Source organism: Nocardia cyriacigeorgica GUH-2 (genome assembly GCF_000284035.1).
GTDB classification, from domain to species: domain Bacteria; phylum Actinomycetota; class Actinomycetes; order Mycobacteriales; family Mycobacteriaceae; genus Nocardia; species Nocardia cyriacigeorgica_B.
The window spans coordinates 585490-603595 of the sequence record NC_016887.1 but is presented as its reverse complement, the minus strand read 5'-3'; the positions used below and the strand labels follow the sequence as shown (position 1 = coordinate 603595).

The window sequence follows — 18106 nt, the reverse complement described above, 5'->3', positions numbered from 1 at the left end:
CCGCGCGCATCTCGACGTCCGCGGAAGCTTTCACCGCCGCCCGCTATCGGGTTCACGCAGCACATAACCCACCCCGCGCAACGTATGGATCAGCCGCTGCTCACCGGTGTCGACCTTCTTGCGCAGATACGACACATACGTCTCCACCACTCCGACCTCACCGCCGAAGTCGTAGCGCCACACATGATCCAGGATCCGCGGCTTACTCAGCACGGTGCCCGCATTGACGATGAAATACCGCAACAGTGTGAACTCGGTGGGCGACAATGCCACCGGCTCACCGGCTTTCCACACCTCGTGGGTGTCGTCGTCGAGTTCGATATCGGCGAACCGCAGCCGGGCGTGCTCCGGCGGCGGATTCACCTGTCCGGCGCGGCGCAGGATCACCCGCAGCCGCGCCACCACCTCTTCGAGGCTGAACGGTTTGGTGACGTAATCGTCGGCGCCGAGGGTCAGGCCGGTCACCTTGTCGTGTACATCGTCGCGGGCGGTGAGGAACAGTACCGGTGCGTCGATCCCGTCGGCCCGCAGCCGTCGCAGCAGGCCGAAACCGTCCATGCCCGGCATCATCACGTCGACGATGAGCGCCTGCGGCCGGAAGCTCCGCGCCAGATCCAGCGCCTGGGCGCCGTCGGCCGCGGTGGCCACCTCGAAGCCCTGAAAGCGCAGGCTGACATCGAGCAGCTCGACGATCATCGGCTCGTCGTCGACCACCAGCACCCGCGCCTCGGGTGCCTGTTGCGGCGTTGCGGTCATGGATCCATGCTGACCCGTGCCGCTGGGATCGTGCTGCGGACTCGCTGTGTGGTTGCTGTGAACGTGGGTCAGCGCTGCGGTTCGGAGTACATGTCCTCCTCGGAGAGCAGGGCACTGCCCGCGACCTGATCGTGGGCCAGCGCGTCCAGGAACGCGCGTGCCCAGCGGTCGACGTCGTGGGTGAGTACCTGCCTGCGCAGCGACCGCATCCGGCGCCGCTTGGTGTCGCGATCGTCGGTCAGCGCCGAGGCGATCGCGTCCTTCACCGAATCCAGATCGTGCGGATTACACAGATACGACTGCCGCAATTCCGCTGCCGCACCGGTGAATTCGCTCAGCACCAACGCGCCGTTGAGGCCGCTGTGGCAGGCCACGTACTCCTTGGCCACCAGGTTCATACCGTCGCGCAGCGGCGTCACCAGCATGGCGTCGGCGGCGACGAAGAACGCGATCAGCTCCTCGCGGGGGATGGGCCGGTGCAGATAGTGCACGACCGGGTAGCCGACCCGGGCGAACTCGCCGTTGATCCGGCCGACCTGGCGTTCGATGTCGCCACGCATCTTGATGTAGCTCTGCACCCGCTCGCGGCTCGGCGTGGCCAGCTGCACCATCACCGTGTCCGACGGGTCGACCCGGCCCTCCATCAGCAGCTCTTCCAGCGCGTTGAGCCGGATATCGATGCCCTTGGTGTAGTCGAGCCGGTCGACGCCCAGCAGGATGTTCTTCGGATTGCCCAGCTCGGCGCGGATCTTGGCGGCCCGCTCGCGCACCGAACGGCGGCGCGAATGCTCGTCGAGTTCGGCCGAGGCGATCGAGATCGGGAAGGCGCCCACCCGCACATTGCGGAATCCGACCTGCACCACACCCAGCTTCGACCGCACCCCGACGGTGCCGCGCGAGGTGGGCTGACCGGCCAGCCTGCGGGCCAGGTAGAGGAAGTTCTGCGCGCCGCCGGGCAGGTGGAAACCGATCAGATCGGCGCCGAGCAGGCCCTCGATGATCTCGGTGCGCCACGGCATCTGCATGAACAGCTCGACCGGCGGAAACGGGATGTGCAGGAAGAAGCCGATGGTCAGATCCGGGCGCAGCATCCGCAGCATCTTCGGCACCAGCTGGAGCTGATAGTCCTGCACCCACACCGTCGCGCCCTCGGCGGCGACCTTCGCGGTGGCCTCGGCGAAACGCCGGTTCACCTGCACATAGGCCGCCCACCACTTGCGGTCGTAGACCGGGCGCACGATGACGTCGTGGTAGAGCGGCCACAGCGTGCCGTTGGAGAAGCCCTCGTAGTAGTCCTCGACCTCCTGCGCCGACAACGGCACCGGATGCAGCTCGAGACCGTCCTCGATGATCGGATCGACGTCGACGTCCGGGACACCGGCCCAGCCCACCCAGGCGCCCTTGTTGCTGCGCAGCACCGGCTCCAACGCGGTGACCAGCCCACCCGGGCTGCGCTTCCAGCGCGTGCCGCCGTCGGGGAGTTTCTCGAGATCGACCGGGAGGCGGTTGGCGACCACGACGAACCCGGAGTTGCCGCCGCCTGCGCCGATGGGCTGCGCCTGGATCGGTTCGGGTTCGGCGACCACGGTGTCGATCGGCCCGGAGCCGTTGGATACCGATCCATTGGGCACCGCGGCGGCGCCGGACGGATCCGATAGGGCGTAGTCGGAGGAGTCGTTGTCGTTGGACGGCTGGTCGGTCATCTGGTCCACTCACGCATCCTTGTCTGAGGGCGGCGTGCGACTGCCCATCACTCGTCGGCTGTCGCCTTCGGGCCGTCGCTCACGCCGCGCTGCGCTTCGCTGTTCCCGGTTTCAGTTGTCGAAGGATCGCCGGGCTCGCCGCCGATCCGAAGGGTGCGGCGACTATTCGCCGCGCGCGCCGGGGCCGATGCCGAGCATCGACAGCAGCATCCGGCATTCGTCCGCGTCGGCCGCGTAGGCGGCCACGACGCGCTGGGCCTGACGAGCGGTTTCGTCGGCCAGCGGCTCCAGATCCTCGTCGGCGATTCCGTTCGCGCTGCTCTTCGCGGCCATCTTCAGTCCTCCCGGCAAATTGCGCTCGTACGTGCGAGTAGTCAATGGTATCTGGCGCGCGGCCCGGACATACCCGGTGCCGGAGCCCACCCGGTGTACCGGCGCTCGCGGTACCGATACCGTGGGCAGCGCAGTACCAACCTTACGAAAGGGTATGCGGATGCCACTGGCCACGGTGAACGGAATTTCACTCAACTACCAGGTCAAGGGCGACCGAGCCAAGGGCACCGACACCAAGGGCGGCGGCCCGCTGGTCGTGATGATCATGGGCACCGGTAGCCCCGGCCGGGTATGGGAGCTGCATCAGGTGCCCGCCCTGGTGGCGGCCGGCTATCGGGTGTGCACCTTCGACAACCGCGGCATCGCGCCGTCCTACGAGGCCGCCGACGGAATGACGATCGACCAGCTGGTCGCCGACACCGCCGGTCTGATCGAGCTGCTCGACGAGGGCCCGGCGCTGGTCGTCGGCACCTCGATGGGCGCGCGAGTGGCCCAGGAGCTGGCACTGGCCCGCCCCGATCTGGTGCGCAAGGCGGTGTTCCTCGCCGGTCACGGACGCCTCGACCAGTTCCAGAAAACGCTCTCGCTCGGCGAACACGAGCTGGACGCCAGCGCCATCGCGCTGCCGCCGAAGTACGAGGCCGCGGTCACCGCGGTGATGAACCTGTCCCCGGCCACCATGGCCGATCCCAACGCCGCCCGCGACTGGCTGGATCTGTTCGAGTTCACCGGCGGACCGGTCACGCCGGGCATCCGTGCCCAGCGGCGGATGGATCACGATTTCGACCGGGTGCAGGCCTACCGGGCCATCACGGTGCCGTGCCTGGCGGTCGGCTTCGCCGATGACCGGATGATTCCGCCGTACCTGTCGCGCGAGGTCGCCGACGCCATCCCCGGTGCCCGCTACCAGGAGATTCCCGACGCCGGGCACTACGGTTACCTGGAGCGGCCGGAAGCGGTGAACAAGATCCTGCTGGATTTCTTTGCCGCCTGATGACGGGGGCCGAGGTAACCGCCCAGCCGTAACGTATCCCTTGCTAGGGTCGACACAACGCTCGGGGTTTCCGACGCCCGCGGTTCGCGTAACCCGGCGCCGGTCTTCCCAGCAGCGATCCCGTACACAGCGCCAGTATCCAGTGAGGTGAAATGAGCACCAACCCCTTCGACGACGAAGACGGCCGCTTCTTCGTTCTGGTCAACGACGAGGAACAGCACTCCCTGTGGCCGGCCTTCGCGGAGGTCCCGGCCGGATGGCGAGTGGTGTTCGGCGAAGACAGCCGCGCCGCCTGCGTCGAGTACGTCGAGAAGAACTGGACCGACATGCGTCCCAAGAGCCTGCGCGACGCCATGGCCGCCGACGACGCGGCCCGCCAGGGCGCCCAGTCCTGACCGCGGCCGATACTGCGCCTCGGGACACCCTCGACCGGCCTGCGTACCGCATGGCACCGTAAAACCCGGTGTCACGCGGTGCGCACGCCCGGTTATGATTGCACCGCTTTTCCGCCTCCTTAGCTCAGTGGTAGAGCACTCGCCTTGTAAGCGAAAGGTCGTCGGTTCAAACCCGACAGGGGGCTCCGCTTCACCTGGTCTGCAATCTGGCATTTCGCCGGGTTGCAGGCCAGTAGTGACTCACATCGGACCGCATCGTCACCTCCCCTAGCAAGATGGCCTTCGTTTCGGTTTGTCGCGAAGCCGCCGCGAATCGGTATGACGGGCCGTGCGTTCCAAGTGCGCGAAACTTGGTCCTCGGGTTCGATTCTGATCACCATCCATCACCTGCACGTATCCAGGACTAGAGTCCGGCGCGGTGTCATTGCCGAGTGCTAATCTTCCGGCGTGAAGCAGGTCGTTGCGGTCAAGTTGCTGCCGACGGCGAAGCAGGCCGACGCACTCGCCGCTACGCTTCTTACGGCTAACACCGCTGCGACATGGCTCTCGGCGAAGGCGAAACGAGACGGACAACGGAGTCGGACCGATCTCCAGCGCGCTCACTACCGCAGCGTGAAGGCTGCGGGTTTGTCGGCCCAGCCCGCCTTGCATGTGATCCGGAAGGTTGCCGACGCCTGGAAGACAAGGGCGGCGAACCTCGAAGCCGGCACTTACGGCCCGAAAGACAGCACTCGATACCAGCGCGCCGCGAACACACCGATTCGATTCCGGCCCGATGCGGCGCAGCCCTACGATGACCGCTGCCTATCCTGGCAGTACGACACCCGGACGGTCTCCATCTGGACGACCTCCGGTCGCCTGAAGGGCATCCGATACACAGGATCCGCTGATCAGTTGGAAACCCTTCAGCGATATCGGCAAGGCGAAACCGATCTCGTGCGCCGGGATGGAATGTGGTTCCTGTACTCGACGTGCGAAGTCCCGGAACCGCCATTGATCAGCCCGACCAGGTGGATTGGGGTTGATCTCGGGCTCGCAAATATTGCGGTCACGAACACGGGGTACCGGGCCGCTGGACGTGGGCTCCGTCGACACCGTGAACAACAGCGGGAGCTCCGCCGGAAGTTGCAGGCGAAAGGTACGAAAGCTGCAAAGCGAGTACTAAAGCGGCGACGCCGCAAAGAGACTCGCCAAGGGGTGTGTCCAGTTAACGGCTGATCTTGGTTGTCGATGACTTCAGCTGGTGGGGGTCATGCGGCCTTCGAAGGCGATCTGGAAGGCGTTCAGCGGGGCCTTCCAGCGCATGGTCCATCGTTTTCGGCCCTTGCCGGTCGGATCGAGACTCATCAATGCCATGTAGACGCACTTCAGCGCGGCGGTCTCGTTCGGGAAATGTCCTCGGGCGCGGACGGCTTTGCGGATGCGGGCGTTGACCGACTCGATCGCGTTCGTCGAGCAGATGACCTTGCGGATCTCGACGTCGAAGGCCAGGAACGGCACGAATTCGGCCCACGCATCGGACCAGAGCTTCACGATCGCGGGATACTTGCCGCCCCAAGCCTCGGAGAACTCGAGGAACCGCTCGCTGGCCGCGTCCTCGGTCGCTGCGGTGTAGACCGGTTTCAACGCTTTGGCGATCTTGTCCCAGTCCTGACGGCTGGCGTAGCGGAAACTATTGCGCAGCAGGTGAATGATGCAGGTTTGCACGACGGTCTTCGGCCAGACCGCCTCCACTGCCTCTGGTAGCCCTTTGAGGCCGTCACAGACGAGCATCAGCACGTCGGCCACGCCGCGGTTCTTCAGCTCGGTGAACACGTGCAGCCAGTACTTGGCGCCTTCACCGCCGTCGCCGGCCCAGATTCCGAGGATGTCGCGATGTCCCTCGACGGTGACCGCCATCGCCACATAGATGGGCCGGTTCGCGACCTGGCCGTCGCGGATCTTCACATTGATAGCGTCCACGAACACGACGGGATACACCGGGTCCAGCGGCCGGTTCTGCCATTCGGCCATCCCCTCGATCACCTTGTCGGTGATGACCGAGATCGTCTGCCGCGACACCTCGGCACCGTAGACCTCGGCCAGGTGCGCGCTGATCTCACCGTGGGTCAGGCCCTTGGCCGACAACGACAACACCATCTCGTCCACCCCCGACAACCGGCGCTGCCGTTTGCGCACGATCTGCGGCTCGAACGTGCCGGCAGTATCACGCGGCACCTTCACCCGCACAGGCCCGATGTCGGTGGTCACCGTCTTCGACCTCGTCCCGTTACGGCTGTTACCGCTGCTACGGCCGGCGGGATCGTGCTTGTCGTAGCCGAGATGGTCGGTGACCTCGCCCTCGAGCGCGGACTCGAGCACCCGCTTGGTCAGCTGCTGCAGCAGCCCGCCCTCACCGGTCAATTGCAGGCCGTCGGTGCGAGCCCGATCGACCAGCATCGCGATCAACTGCTCATCCGAAACCCCCGCCGCACCAGACGCGCCGACCTGCCCGGTCACGGCCTCTTCCTCGGCTGCGGTGTCACTCACTTGGCTTCTCTCCCTTGATCATTGAGATCCGCCGTTAATTAGACACTCCCTCGCCAAGCGACGGATATCAACCATCGAATCTCCAAACGCATCGTGGTCGAGGCTGAACGCACCGGGCGCGGGATCGGTCTGGAAACTCTGACCGGCATCCGCGAGCGGGTACGGCTACGCAAGCCCCAACGGGCCACACTACATGGCTGGGCATTCGCCCAGCTAAGTTCGTTCATCGCGTACAAGGCCCGCCGTGCCGGAGTGCCGGTGGTGTTCGTGGACGCGTGCTACACCTCCCAGACCTGCTGCCGATGTGGTCGGGTGGACCGGAAGAGCCGGGCGAGTCAATCTAAATTTGATTGCCGTTCATGCGGTTTCGTTGAACACGCAGACGTCAATGCTTCTTACAACATCGCAGCCAGAGCCGCGAGGATGTGGGAATGCGGGGCCGAGTCAGCGGCCCCGGTACCTGGTTAGGTACTGGACGTGACGCGCTGCCCGGCATCCAGTCGGGAGGGCGCAGTTACAAACCTGGCCCCCTCGGGCTTGGTAGCTGACTCCTGACAGGGGTTCACCAAGCGGGCTGTACTCGCGTCATCGGGCGTCCGGCCACCGGTGCCCGCGCGGGTAGTGCCGCACCGGGGTCACCAGATCGGCGAATTCGGTGATCAGCACCCGATACGGCTCCGCATGCTCGTAGGTCGGTACGACCACGGCCGAAGCCGCATGGTCGCCGAGGTGCTGCGCGATCACCATCGCCGCCACCAAGGGCCGCACATCTAGGGTGATCGTGAAGACCAGCTCGTAGCCGTGCCGGCCCGCAACAGCGTGCAGGTCGGCGACGTCACCGCCGTGCACGCCGCGCCGGACCAATCCGATGGCCCTGTGTCGCCTGTTCTCTGCACACCCCATAGACCGCCCCTGTCTTGTTGCCGAGTGGTTCGCACCCGCCGCCGAGAACTCGAGTCGACCCGGCGGCGGGGCTCGGGTCCACTGTGTCCGCGTGACCTGGTGCGAAGTGGCACAACGTGTGTCACCGTGGGTGTATGGACGACGCCGGGATCGGGGCACGCACCGCCAGGGCTCGTAAACTGGCGCGGCTCACGCAACCTCAGCTCGCGCATAAGGCGCACGTGTCTTTGTCGTTGCTACGCAAGGTCGAACAGGGTTCGCGACCGGCCTCGCCCGCATTCATCGCCGCTGTCGCTCGCACGATCGGCGTGAATATCGAGGATTTGACCGGCCAGCCCTACACACCGTCGGCGCGTGACGACAGCGCCGCGCATGCCACCATTCGAGAGCTTCGCCGTAGGATTCTCGCCTTCACGGATGAACCGCTCGGCGAGCCAACCACTTTGGACGAACTCATCGCGGCTCTCGACCGGGTAAGTGAAGGCATGCGCCGGGCGAAGTACAGCGATCTCACCAGTGAGCTACCGGATGTTATTCACGGTCTGCACGCCCTCGCCGCCGATGAACGCCCCGGGCATCGCCTCGAAAAGATCCACGCGACCCTCGCCTATGCCTACAACAGGGCTTCGTCGCTGTCTTATCGGTATGGCTACCTCGACCTCGCCGGACTGGCCGCAGAACGCTGCGTATGGTCCGCCGAACGCAGTGGTGACCCGATATGGCCGATTGCGGCGGAATATCATCGCGCACTGATTCTGCTCTACTCCGGCGCATATGCCGGTGGGTCGAAGATCGTCGACCGGGCCTACCGGGCATCCGAACAACTTCCGACCACCCCCAGCCTGCTCGCGATGCGTGGAGCGCTGCACCTTCGCGGCTCGATCCTGTCGGCGCGTGCACTCGACGGTGAGACCGCAAACGCTCATCTCCGAGAAGCGCATCGAATCGGCCAGGCGATCACCGCCGATCGGTTCGAGGATTACGGAACCCAGTTCGAACTGCCGAATGTCGCGATCCACTCCGTGGCCGTCCCCGTCGAATTATCCGACGGCACAACAGCTGTAGCCCGCGCGGAACAAATCCACCTGCCGAAATCAGTCCCGCCCTCCCGAGCCGGCCACCACTGGATCGACGTATCCCGAGCCTGGCTACTCCACGGCGACAAACAACGCGCCCTGACCAGCCTCGACCAGGCCCGCCGAATCGCTCCCGAACTGACCCGCAATCACCCGCAGGTCCACGAAACCATCCGAGTCCTGGCCCACTCCCGCCGCAGCACCGATGCCCTGGCGAAGTTCGCCAAGTGGGCCGACGTCAAGATCTGATGCAGTCTCAGGCACGGAGACGCCGACCATAGGAGCGAGTGCTCAAATTATCAAATGCGGAATAGCTCCTCAGCGGAGTCAACGCGTAATGCGCGCTCGAGCCACACACTGATCTGGGCGATGTCGTGGCATGAGGCGATCGACTGTCGCTGTGCCGCGGCGAGGGCGATACCCCGACGATGCAGAAGCAGCAGCACAATCGCGGCCAATCCATTGCACCCATCCGAGAATCCCAACTCCTCTGAGGAAGCCATTCGCGAAAGGTATCGCACCTCATCGAAAATGCGTTCGACACGCCGAGGCGAAGCGCGACACAAAGCAAACACGCCGACAACACTCCGAGAGCCAGTGGACCTCGGGCCGAACTGTGACAGGCCGACCACCCGCCCGATCAGATCGGCGTCACTGACGCGACCAGCCAGCGGTCGTCGGACTTGTCCATCTCCACCCGGACGCGGGTGCCCGTGGTGGTGCCCTGGGGGCTTTCTTTGCTGGTGGTGACCCGGTTCAGGTAGAGCATGACGACGGCGTGGGCGCGGTCGGCGGAGACTACGCCCGCAGCTTGGGTGGTGGCGGCTACGGTGAGCTGCTGCTCCTTGGCGCCGGGAACGATGGCTTTCTCGATGAGGGTCAGGTAGTCCTTGCGGAGGGGGTCGGCGAGGTTGTCGGCGGCCTTGGGGAGTTCGGTTTCCACCGTGGTGTGTTCGTAGCTGAACATGGCCGCGACGGAACGGCTGGCGGCCTCGACGGCGGCGGCGCGGGAATCCTCGGAGCGCTGGTCGTCCCAGTAGCGGTAGCCGTTGATGCCGAGGATGATCGCCGACGCGGCCACCACGACCGCCGTCACGCCGAGCAGGATCTTGGTACGCAATCGCAGTGCACTCATGCCACGAACTCCACATCAGAAGCGGTCATCCCGGAATCGCTGTTGGTGACGGTGATCCGGAATCGGTAGTACCGCAGTTGCGGGCCCTCCTGGCCCGCGTTCTTCACGGTCTGCTTGGCGGCCACCAGCACGCGCGCGGAGTTGTCGTCCGAACTCTCCAGGGCGGCCTCGACGATCTCACCGGTGGATTCCACCTTGGCCTGCTTGACCACCTCGGTGAAGGGGTCGACCCGGCCGTTGAACTCGTCCTTGAACTCACCCGACGCCATGGTGAGGATGCGGTCGATGTCCTCCCTGGCCGTATCCGCGTGGATGGTGGTCAGATTCAGCACGGTCTGCCGCGCGGCCTGGATGTATTCGGCGCGCAGGGCGTCGCGTTCCTCGGCGGAACGCACCGCGAACACCGAGATCACCGCGCCGGCGACCAGGGCCAGCGCGACGATGGTGGACGTGGCGACGGCGAGGATGCGCGCGGCGGAACGGCGGGGACGCTTTTCGTCGGCGTCGTCGGCCTCGCCCACTGACGCCTTGTCCAGCTTCACGGTGTCAACATCCGGCTTCGCCGTATCCGCGTCCGCAGCAGCCGACTCGGCCTTCTGCGCGACAGCACCCGCACCCAACTTCACGGTGTCCGCATCCGGCTTCGCGGCACCCGAGCCCAGCTTCACGGTGTCCGCATCAGGTTTGACGGCATCCGCGCCCACCTTGACGGTGTCCGCCTCCGCCTCGCCCGCGCCAGGCCCCACCCCGCCCGCACCGGCGGACGCACCCGTGTCCGTCTTGTCCGTTTCCCCCCGAACACGGGCAGAGCCCGGCACCGCAGTACCGGGCTCGACCGCAGCACTGCGGTCTTGATCCGAGGCCAGCGCCTCGGTGCGCGTCTCGTCGACCGGCGGGCCTGCGGAACGGCTCGCGCGCCGACGAGTCCGGCTGTTGTGCGTTTCGCTCATCGTTGCTGCTCCTCGAACATCGCTTGCCAACTCGACGGAACCGTTCCCGATCCGCCGGGTTCGATATTTCCCTGCCGGTAGGTGCGCCCATCGGTGCCGAGATAGACGCCCGTGGCCGGATCGTAGGACCTGGCCGCCGCCGGCGTGGTCATTGCGCCGGATCCGACCGACGCGGGCGCACTGGCCGGTGCCACGCCCGGCACCAGCGGCGCGGAGGCCGGGGCGACGGGCTGCGGCGGGCCGAAGGGCGGGTTGTTGCCTTCCGGAACGTAGCCGGTACGGCACAGCTCCGGCGAGGGCGCCCGGCGGCCGGGGAACTCCGCGCAGGGGGTGTTGCGGATACCGCGCACCGCGACCGGCGAATCGTGCGGGACCTTGCAGTACAGGCCGGACGGGGTGTCCACCGGGGTGAAATCGGCGGGCGAGCGCCGCTGATCCGGCGGCAGGAATCCGGTGGTGCACGGCGGCGGGTCGTTGAGGGTAGTCATGAAGTCGACCATGGCGCCGTATTCCAGCGGCCCGCGGATCGAGGTCAGCAGCGCCGCAACCAGCGGCGGATACACCACCAGGATCTGTTCGACTCCGGCGTTGTAGGTGACCGCGACCTGGCCCAGGCTCACCAGATTGGCCAGCAGGAGCGGCAGGGTGGGGCGCAGCGAGTCGAACTGGTTGGTGACGGTCTCCAGCGCCCCGGGACCATCGCGCAGGATATTGCGCAGGGCCGGATCGTGTTCGCGCAGTTGATCGGTCACCGTCGCCAGGTCGGCGGTCCAGGAGCGGATGGCGTCCTCGGAGCGGACCTGGGTGTCGAGCAGCGGGCCGATCTGTTCGATCAACTGCTTCGTCGGCTCGGCACTGTCCTTGGCCTCCTGCACCAGCAGAGCCGCGGAGTCGATGAACCGTTGCAGGTCGGGGCCGGCGCCGTTGAACGCGCGGAACGCCTCGTCGATCACCTGACGCAGCCGGGTGTCCGCGACACTGGACAGCAGCCGGTCGGTCTGGTCGAGCAGCGCGCCGACGTCCTGCGGCAGCTGGGTCCGCTCCACCGGGATGACGCTGCCGTCGTAGAGGTTTCCGTCGCCGGAATCCTGCGGCGGCACCAGGTCGACGTACTGTTCGCCGATCGCCGACACGCTGCGCACCCAGGCCTCGGAGTCGCCGGGGATCTTGTAGTCGCTGTCGATGGACAGGTCCGCCTCCACCCCTTCGGGTGTCAGCCGGACCTCGGTCACCTTGCCCACGTTCGTGCCGCGGTAGGCGACGTTGGCCTGCTGATACAGCCCGCCGGTCGCCTCGAGCTGCACGGTGACCTTGTACCGGCCGATCCCGAGCATCGCGGGCACACCGATGTAGGTGCCGCCCATGACGACCAGGCCGATCACGGTGAGTACGGAGAAGATCGCGAGCTGGATCTTGACGAATTTGGTGAGCGTCACCGCCCCTGACCCCCTTCCGGCGCGGGTGCCGGTGCGGCCGCGCCGGGCAGCGGCACGGTCAGCCCGGGAATGGCGGGCAGGCCCGGAATCGGCGGCAGCCCGGGGATTGTGGGCGCCTGCGCGCCGGGCTGCCCGGTCGGCGGCTGCCCCGGCACGGCCAGCGGATTACCTTGCTGCACAGCTGTTTCCGGCGCGAATGTGCCGAGCACGCCCTCGACACCACCGAACCGCCCGCCCAGCGGGGTGCCGGTGAGGAAGTTGGAATCCAGCCGCTTCCCGGTCATATCGACGGTCATGAAGAGGTTGAGGTAGTCGCCCTTGATCGCGTTGCCGAGGTTCTTCATCGGGAACGGGAAGGTGAGCGCGATCTTCAACGCCTCGGTGAGGTTGTTGCCGGTATCGGCCAGGGTTTGCAGTACCGGGCCGAGCGCGGCGAGATTGGCCTTCAGGTTGTCGCCGGCGTTGTCGATGATCCGCTGGGTGACGTCGCTGAGGTCGCCGAGCGCGACGAGGGTGTTGGTGATGTTCTCCCGCCGATCGGCCAGCACCGTCAGCGCCGGGTGGATCTGCTCGATAGCCGCGCCCACCAGGTCCTTCTGTTGATTCAGCTGACCGCCGAGCCGGTCCAGCCCGGCCATCGCGGCGATGATGTCGTTGGTCTGCGCTTGCAGGTTGGTGGTCAGGTCGTTGAGTTGCGGCAGCAGGTCACGGATCTCGTCTTCGTTGCCGACGAAGGCCGCGTTGAGTTCCCGGGTGATGGTCTCCAGCTGCGAGATGCCGCCGCCGTTGAGTACCACCGACAGCGACGACAGCACCTGCTCGGTGGTCGGGTAGGCCCCGGCCCGGTCCAGCGGGATCACATCGCCGTCGCTCAACCGGCCCTGCGGCTCCTGATCCGGCGGCGGCGCGAGCTCCACGTGATTGCTGCCGAGCAGACTGGTCTGCCCGATCTTGGCGACCGCGTTGGCGGGCAGCACCACATCGGGATTGAGCGAGACGGTGACCAGCGCGTGCCAGCCCTCCACCTCGATCCCGGTGACGGTGCCGACCGCGACGTCATCGACGCGGACCGGCGAATTACGGGTCAGCGTGGTGACATTCGGCATCTGAATCCGCACCTGATACGCGCCCTCGCCGGTGCCCTCGTTACCGGGCATCGGTAGCGAGTTCAGCCCGTCCCACTGACACCCGGTGACGCCGAGCGCCAGGGTGAGTCCGACCGCGACGGCCGCGGTGCGGCGCATCGCACGCTTACGCGATGGCATCGACCGGCCACCGAGCACCGTTGGTTTGCGCATCATCGCCCTCCTCCCGGCGCCGGCGGCGCGGGCAATCCCGGAATGGCAAGCCCGGCGATCCCGCTCGGCACCGTCACCGGCGCGGCACCGCGAGCCGGAGCCGGAGCCGGAGCATGGGTCTGCTGGGTACCCGCCAGCGATTCCGGGCTGAACACCAACTGGTCCGGGAACGCGGTGACACCGGTGGCCGGATTGGCCAGCAGCGGTGGGTAGTTCATCGCCAGCGACTTCAGCACCGGCGCCAGGAACTCCGCGCACAGGGCCGCACTCTGATCGGAGTTGTAGCCGTCGCGCGCCTGCACCGATCCACACAGGAAGCTGAGCGGGTCCGCGGCGTTGTTCAACCCGATGGCACCGGTCAGCGTGCCCTGTGCGGGCTTGTAGATCTGATAGAAGTTCACCAGCGCGGTCGGGCCGGAGTGCAGCACCTGTTCCAGCTCCGGCCGCTTGTCGACCAGGATCTGGGTGGCGTCGGCGAGCTTCAGCACGCCCTCGGTGAGCTCGGCGCCGCTGCTGTCGAGGAAGCGTTTGACGTCGGCGACGGCGATATCCAGGTTGTCCAGGCCCGCGCCGAGATCATTGGACACACCCGCCAGCACCGACGAGACCGACGCGAGCCTGCCGCCGAACTGCACGATCTGCTCATTGCTCGCCGAGAGCACCTCGACGAAATGCTGCAGGTTGCGGATGGTGCCGAACAGGTCGGTGCGGCCATCGGAGAGCGTGGTCAGCGTCGCCGACAGCTCCCGCAGCGTTTCCCGGAACCGGTCGCCGTTGCCGTCGAGGTTCTCGGCGGCGGTGTCGACGAAGCGGCCGAACGAACCCTGCTGGTCCTCGCCGACCGGGCCCAGAGCCGTTGCCAGCTTGGACAATTCGGCCTTGATGTCATCCCACTCGACCGGGACGGCGGTGCGTTCGATGCCGATCGTCGCACCGTCTTCCAGCTTCGGGCCCTCGGTGTAGGCGGGGGCGATCTGGATGAAGCGGGCCGAGACCAGCGACGGCGCGATGATCACCGCGCGAGAGTCGGCGGGCAGGTCGATGCCGCGGTCGATGGTCATCTCGACCTTCACCTGATCGGCGCTCGGTTCGATCGAGTCGATGCTGCCGACCTTGACCCCGAGCACCCGCACGTCGTCACCGGCGTAGAGGCCGCTGGTGGAGGTGAAGTAGGCGGTGATGTTCGTCTTGCCGATCCGGTTCAGCGCGGTGTAGCCGGCGAACACCGCCAGCGCGGCGACCAGCACCGCGGCGGCGATGAACACCCATCGGGGCAGACGGCGAATTCTCGATGTCATCGCGGCGGCTCCTGGATAGCGGGTCCGATGGACGGCATCGGGTCGAAGTACCCGCGCAGCGATTCGGGCAGGTTCTGCGGCCAGACCAGCGAATCCACCAGGATCTGCAAGCCGGGGCTGGTCGCGTTGACGACGTAGGCCTGGAAGTACGGTCCGCTGCCGACCTGCTCACCGAGCGCGGCCGCGAACGGGCCGAGACCGTCGAGCGCCTGGGAGATGTTGTCCCGGTTGCGCTGGAGCAGGTCGAGTACCGAGTTCAGCTTGTCCAGCGCCGGTTGCAGCTGGGCCTCGTTGTCGGCCACCAGACCGGACAGCTGCTGGGCCAGCCCGTTGACGTAGACGATCAGCTGACTGATCGCGGTGCGCCGCCGGTCCAGCTCGCCGAGCAGCTCGTTGCCGTCCAGCAGCAGCGCGTTGAGCTGGGTCGCGCGGTCGGACAGGATCTTGGTGACGTTCTGCGCGCGGGTCAGCAGATCCGACAGCGCCTGATCGCGGGTGTTGATCGTGCGCGAGAGCGCGGTGATGCCGTCGAGGGCATTACGCAGCGGCTCGGGTGTGTCGGCGAAGGTCGCCGAGAGCGCGTCGAGGGTCTGGTCGACCCGGTCCATGTCCAAGCCGCCGACGGTGTCGGCGAGATCTCCGAGCGCCTCGTTCAGCGAGTACGGCGAGGTGGTGCGGTCCAGCGGGATGGTGTCGTCGACGCGCAGCGCGCCCGGGCCGTCCGGCGTGACCTCGAGCGATTTGCGACCGAGCACGGTGTTGGTCTTGATCGCCGCGGAAGTCTTGTCGCCCAGCACGATGGACTCGTTCAGGGTGAAGGTGACCAGCACCTTCGCGCCGTCGAGTTCGACGTCCTCCACTTGCCCGGATCGCACACCCGCCACCTGGACGTCGTCGCCGGGGACGAGCCCGCCGGCATCGGCGAAGAACGCGGTGAAGGTGGCGCCGGAACGGATGAACGGCAACCGGTCGAACTGCAGCGCCGACAGCGCCACGGTCACCGCCAGCACCAGGCCGACGACACCGACGGTCGTTGCGGGCGTTTTCCTTTCACTCATTCGCTCGCACACCTTCCGGTATCTTGCCCACCGGGGAAGACCACGCTCATGGGCTTGCCGTCCGGACCGTCGACGAGGAAGTTGGTCTCGCAGACATACAGCTGGAGGAACGACCCGTACGAGCCGATGCGGATCAACTGCTTATAGGTCTCGGGCAGCCGCTCCAGCACCCACTGCACGGTGTCGGAACCGTTGTTGACATTGGTGGCGACCCGGTCGATCTGCTGGACGGTGTTCTTCAGGTCCGGCCGCGCCTGCGCAAGTAGATCGGTGAGATCACCGGTGGCGCCCGCGATCCGGGGCAGCGCCGCGCCGATCGGGTCGCGGTCGGCGGCCAATCCGCTGACCAGCCGCTGCAATTCGTTGATCGTGGTGGTGAACTGCTCATCGCGCTCGTCGATGGTGGCCAGCACGGCATTGAGGTTGTCGATCACGCTGCCGATGAGCGCGTCGCGGTCGGCCAGTGTTTTGGCAAAGGAGCCGCCGCTGTTGAGCAGCGACACCAGCGTCCCGCCCTGGCCTTGGAAGACCTGCAGCAACGCGTTGGTCAGATCGTTGACCTGTGCGGGGTCGAGGCCGCGCAGCAGCGGTTTGAACCCGCCGAGCAGCATGTCCAGATCGAGCGCCGGTGCGGTCCGGTCCAGGCCGATGGTGCTGCCTTCGGGCAGGATATCGATCGAGCCCGGACCCTCGAGCAGTTCCAGGTAGCGGTCGCCCACCAGGTTCTCGTACCGGATGGTGGCGCGAGTGCTGCTGTACAGCTTGAACTTCCGGTCGACGTCGAACTCGACGTGGGCCAGATGGTCCTTGCCGACCTCCACCGATGTCACCGAACCCACCGGGACGCCCGCGATGCGCACCTTGTCGCCGGGCAGCATGCCCGAGGCACTGGTGAATACGGCGTTGTAGCCGTTTTCCCTGGCGAAACGCACCTCACTGAACACGATCACCAGGCCGGTGAAGATCAGCGTCATCACCAGGGTGAAGATGCCCAGCTTGACTTTCGTTGCGGTATTCCTCACGGCTGGCGAACCCCCGGCAGGCCGGCGAACAGAATCTGGAAAACCTTGGGCGCGTTGACCGTCAGCTGCGTCGACGGCGCGTACGGCGCGCCCTCGGAGGTATCGGTGACGACATAGTCCGCGTGGCTGCCCGGCTCCCGGTCCACGGTGCCCGCGCAATGCGGTCCACCGGTGGCATTCACCTTCGGCAGATCCTCCGGGTAGGTGTAGGCGGGGTGGCCGTACATGAAGCTCGCGTTGAGCGCGACGCCCGGCTGGAGTCCACCGAAGACCGCCTCACCCAGCGGCAGCGCCTTGCCGAGGCCGAGGATCAGGCACGACAGCGCGGGCCGGTACTCGTAGAGCAATTCGCTCGTCGGCCGCAGCAGATCCAGCGCGGTGACCAGCGGCTGCTCGTTCTCGCGCAGGACCGAGCCCGCGGTATCGGCCAGGCCGGTCAGATTCGCCAGCAGTGCGTCCACCCCCGCGGTCTCGTCGACGATGGTGCCGCTGGTGACGATCGCGTTGTCGACCGTGCGCAGCAGATCGCCGACGGTATCGGCGTAGATATTGGTGACCTGCGCGGTGGTGGCCAGATCCCGTTGCAGCGTCGGCAGGCTCGGATTGATGTCGCGCAGGTAGGCCTCGCTGTTGACGAGCAGATCGCCGAGCTTCTCACCACGGCCCTGCAACGCGGTGCCGAGCGCGGCCAGGGTGGCATTGAGCTTTTCCGGCTCGACCTGGGCCAGCACATCGGACAGATGCTGGAACAGCGTGTTGAACTCGACGGTCACCTTGCTCGCCGCCACCGTCGCACCGGGCTTCAACGACTCCGACGACGGCTCCTCGGGCACGGTGAAGTTGACGTACTTGGCGCCGAACACCGTGGTCGAGCGGATATCGACGCCCGCATTGGCGGGCACCAGCTTCAGCTGATCCGGGTTCAACGCCAGATTGATGGTCGCGCCGTCGTCGCCGAGCTCGATATCGGAGACCCGGCCGATCTCGACGCCGCGCACCTTGACCTTCGCGTCCGGGTCGAGCACCAGGCCGCTGCGCGGCGCCTTGACGGCCACCGCGACGGTCTGGGTGAACCCGCCGACGAACATGATCATCGACACGGTCACCACCGCGACCATGAACAGCACGAGCCCGAGCCCGGCCAGTTTCAGTCCGAGCGGGCCGCGCAGCCGCGCCGCAAGACCCGAGGACCGCCCCGAAGTTTTCGTGTTCACCATGCC

Annotated in this window: 17 protein-coding genes, 1 tRNA gene and 1 pseudogene; 6 read left to right on the top strand and 13 right to left on the bottom strand. The window is 66.5% G+C overall.

From position 1 onward, the window contains the following. Window positions 1-30: 30 nt before the first annotated feature. The 3 genes from NOCYR_RS02860 to NOCYR_RS29905 form a co-directional block, all read right to left on the bottom strand. Entirely contained in the window at window positions 31-756 is a 726-nt protein-coding gene (locus NOCYR_RS02860) for a response regulator transcription factor (protein WP_014348855.1), read from the bottom strand. A gap of 68 nt (window positions 757-824) precedes the next feature. Beyond that, window positions 825-2342 (bottom strand): trehalose-6-phosphate synthase, encoded by a 1518-nt coding sequence (locus NOCYR_RS02855; RefSeq protein ID WP_048833875.1) that lies wholly within the window; start codon window positions 2340-2342, stop codon window positions 825-827. Between the two features lie 279 nt (window positions 2343-2621). Continuing rightward, window positions 2622-2792 (bottom strand): hypothetical protein, encoded by a 171-nt coding sequence (locus NOCYR_RS29905; RefSeq protein WP_014348853.1) that lies wholly within the window; start codon window positions 2790-2792, stop codon window positions 2622-2624. 160 nt (window positions 2793-2952) lie between these two features. On the opposite strand from NOCYR_RS29905, the gene NOCYR_RS02850 reads away from it, so the two are divergent. From NOCYR_RS02850 to NOCYR_RS29005, 4 genes are all read left to right on the top strand, one after another. After that, window positions 2953-3786 carry an alpha/beta fold hydrolase gene (locus NOCYR_RS02850; protein ID WP_014348852.1) on the top strand — a complete coding sequence of 278 codons (834 nt, stop codon included), beginning with the start codon at window positions 2953-2955 and terminating at the stop codon, window positions 3784-3786. A 152-nt stretch (window positions 3787-3938) separates the two neighbouring features. Next, a complete protein-coding gene (locus NOCYR_RS02845; protein ID WP_011207082.1) occupies window positions 3939-4181 on the top strand; it encodes an MbtH family protein in 243 nt (80 codons plus the stop codon). Window positions 4182-4294: 113 nt separating this feature from the next. Further along, window positions 4295-4366, top strand: a tRNA-Thr gene (locus tag NOCYR_RS02840). Window positions 4367-4628: 262 nt separating this feature from the next. Continuing rightward, complete coding sequence (locus NOCYR_RS29005) at window positions 4629-5399, top strand: transposase (protein WP_148280512.1); 771 nt, start codon at window positions 4629-4631, stop codon at window positions 5397-5399. An 18-nt stretch (window positions 5400-5417) separates the two neighbouring features. Here the strand turns inward: NOCYR_RS29005 and NOCYR_RS02835 are convergent, their stop codons facing one another. Further along, complete coding sequence (locus NOCYR_RS02835; RefSeq protein ID WP_197538421.1) at window positions 5418-6620, bottom strand: IS256 family transposase; 1203 nt, start codon at window positions 6618-6620, stop codon at window positions 5418-5420. Between the two features lie 153 nt (window positions 6621-6773). Here NOCYR_RS02835 and NOCYR_RS28110 point away from each other — a divergent pair. After that, a pseudogene (locus tag NOCYR_RS28110) lies at window positions 6774-7178 on the top strand (RNA-guided endonuclease InsQ/TnpB family protein); the annotation flags it as partial. Between the two features lie 117 nt (window positions 7179-7295). On the opposite strand, the gene NOCYR_RS02830 reads toward NOCYR_RS28110, so the two are convergent. Continuing rightward, the gene (locus NOCYR_RS02830) at window positions 7296-7574 is read right to left on the bottom strand and encodes a hypothetical protein (RefSeq protein ID WP_014348848.1); all 279 of its coding nucleotides are present in this window, start codon (window positions 7572-7574) and stop codon (window positions 7296-7298) included. A 173-nt stretch (window positions 7575-7747) separates the two neighbouring features. On the opposite strand from NOCYR_RS02830, the gene NOCYR_RS02825 reads away from it, so the two are divergent. Further along, a complete protein-coding gene (locus NOCYR_RS02825) occupies window positions 7748-8938 on the top strand; it encodes a helix-turn-helix domain-containing protein (RefSeq protein ID WP_048832688.1) in 1191 nt (396 codons plus the stop codon). A gap of 391 nt (window positions 8939-9329) precedes the next feature. Here the strand turns inward: NOCYR_RS02825 and NOCYR_RS02815 are convergent, their stop codons facing one another. The 8 genes from NOCYR_RS02815 to NOCYR_RS02780 are packed head-to-tail and all read right to left on the bottom strand — an operon-like array spanning window position 9330 to window position 18103. Next, window positions 9330-9824, bottom strand: coding sequence for a hypothetical protein (locus tag NOCYR_RS02815; RefSeq protein WP_014348846.1), 495 nt, complete (start codon window positions 9822-9824; stop codon window positions 9330-9332). After that, window positions 9821-10774: a hypothetical protein gene (locus NOCYR_RS02810; protein WP_014348845.1), complete on the bottom strand. Its 954-nt coding sequence runs from the start codon at window positions 10772-10774 to the stop codon at window positions 9821-9823. Before NOCYR_RS02810 ends, NOCYR_RS02815 begins: the two co-directional genes overlap by 4 nt. Further along, window positions 10771-12210: an MCE family protein gene (locus NOCYR_RS02805; protein WP_014348844.1), complete on the bottom strand. Its 1440-nt coding sequence runs from the start codon at window positions 12208-12210 to the stop codon at window positions 10771-10773. Before NOCYR_RS02805 ends, NOCYR_RS02810 begins: the two co-directional genes overlap by 4 nt. Beyond that, complete coding sequence (locus tag NOCYR_RS02800; RefSeq protein WP_014348843.1) at window positions 12207-13454, bottom strand: MCE family protein; 1248 nt, start codon at window positions 13452-13454, stop codon at window positions 12207-12209. The genes NOCYR_RS02805 and NOCYR_RS02800 overlap by 4 nt, the downstream gene beginning before the upstream one ends. Window positions 13455-13507: 53 nt before the next feature. Further along, window positions 13508-14806 carry an MCE family protein gene (locus NOCYR_RS02795; protein ID WP_048832683.1) on the bottom strand — a complete coding sequence of 433 codons (1299 nt, stop codon included), beginning with the start codon at window positions 14804-14806 and terminating at the stop codon, window positions 13508-13510. Further along, window positions 14803-15864: an MCE family protein gene (locus NOCYR_RS02790; RefSeq protein WP_014348841.1), complete on the bottom strand. Its 1062-nt coding sequence runs from the start codon at window positions 15862-15864 to the stop codon at window positions 14803-14805. The genes NOCYR_RS02795 and NOCYR_RS02790 overlap by 4 nt, the downstream gene beginning before the upstream one ends. Then, entirely contained in the window at window positions 15861-16886 is a 1026-nt protein-coding gene (locus tag NOCYR_RS02785; protein ID WP_014348840.1) for an MCE family protein, read from the bottom strand. The genes NOCYR_RS02790 and NOCYR_RS02785 overlap by 4 nt, the downstream gene beginning before the upstream one ends. Beyond that, window positions 16883-18103 carry an MCE family protein gene (locus NOCYR_RS02780; protein ID WP_014348839.1) on the bottom strand — a complete coding sequence of 407 codons (1221 nt, stop codon included), beginning with the start codon at window positions 18101-18103 and terminating at the stop codon, window positions 16883-16885. The genes NOCYR_RS02785 and NOCYR_RS02780 overlap by 4 nt, the downstream gene beginning before the upstream one ends. Window positions 18104-18106 lie beyond the last annotated feature (3 nt).

Bases quoted from the DNA above. Each gene is read 5' to 3' on its own strand.
- NOCYR_RS29905 (WP_014348853.1), bottom strand. From the start codon at position 2,792: ATGGCCGCGAAGAGCAGCGCGAACGGAATCGCCGACGAGGATCTGGAG.
- NOCYR_RS02795 (WP_048832683.1), bottom strand. From the start codon at position 14,806: ATGACATCGAGAATTCGCCGTCTGCCCCGATGGGTGTTCATCGCCGCC.
- NOCYR_RS02845 (WP_011207082.1), top strand. From the start codon at position 3,939: ATGAGCACCAACCCCTTCGACGACGAAGACGGCCGCTTCTTCGTTCTG.
- NOCYR_RS02835 (WP_197538421.1), bottom strand. From the start codon at position 6,620: ATGCTGGTCGATCGGGCTCGCACCGACGGCCTGCAATTGACCGGTGAG.
- NOCYR_RS02815 (WP_014348846.1), bottom strand. From the start codon at position 9,824: ATGAGTGCACTGCGATTGCGTACCAAGATCCTGCTCGGCGTGACGGCG.
- NOCYR_RS02860 (WP_014348855.1), bottom strand. From the start codon at position 756: ATGACCGCAACGCCGCAACAGGCACCCGAGGCGCGGGTGCTGGTGGTC.
- NOCYR_RS02780 (WP_014348839.1), bottom strand. From the start codon at position 18,103: ATGGTGAACACGAAAACTTCGGGGCGGTCCTCGGGTCTTGCGGCGCGG.
- NOCYR_RS02800 (WP_014348843.1), bottom strand. From the start codon at position 13,454: ATGCGCCGCACCGCGGCCGTCGCGGTCGGACTCACCCTGGCGCTCGGC.
- NOCYR_RS02790 (WP_014348841.1), bottom strand. From the start codon at position 15,864: ATGAGTGAAAGGAAAACGCCCGCAACGACCGTCGGTGTCGTCGGCCTG.
- NOCYR_RS02825 (WP_048832688.1), top strand. From the start codon at position 7,748: ATGGACGACGCCGGGATCGGGGCACGCACCGCCAGGGCTCGTAAACTG.
- NOCYR_RS02850 (WP_014348852.1), top strand. From the start codon at position 2,953: ATGCCACTGGCCACGGTGAACGGAATTTCACTCAACTACCAGGTCAAG.
- NOCYR_RS02810 (WP_014348845.1), bottom strand. From the start codon at position 10,774: ATGAGCGAAACGCACAACAGCCGGACTCGTCGGCGCGCGAGCCGTTCC.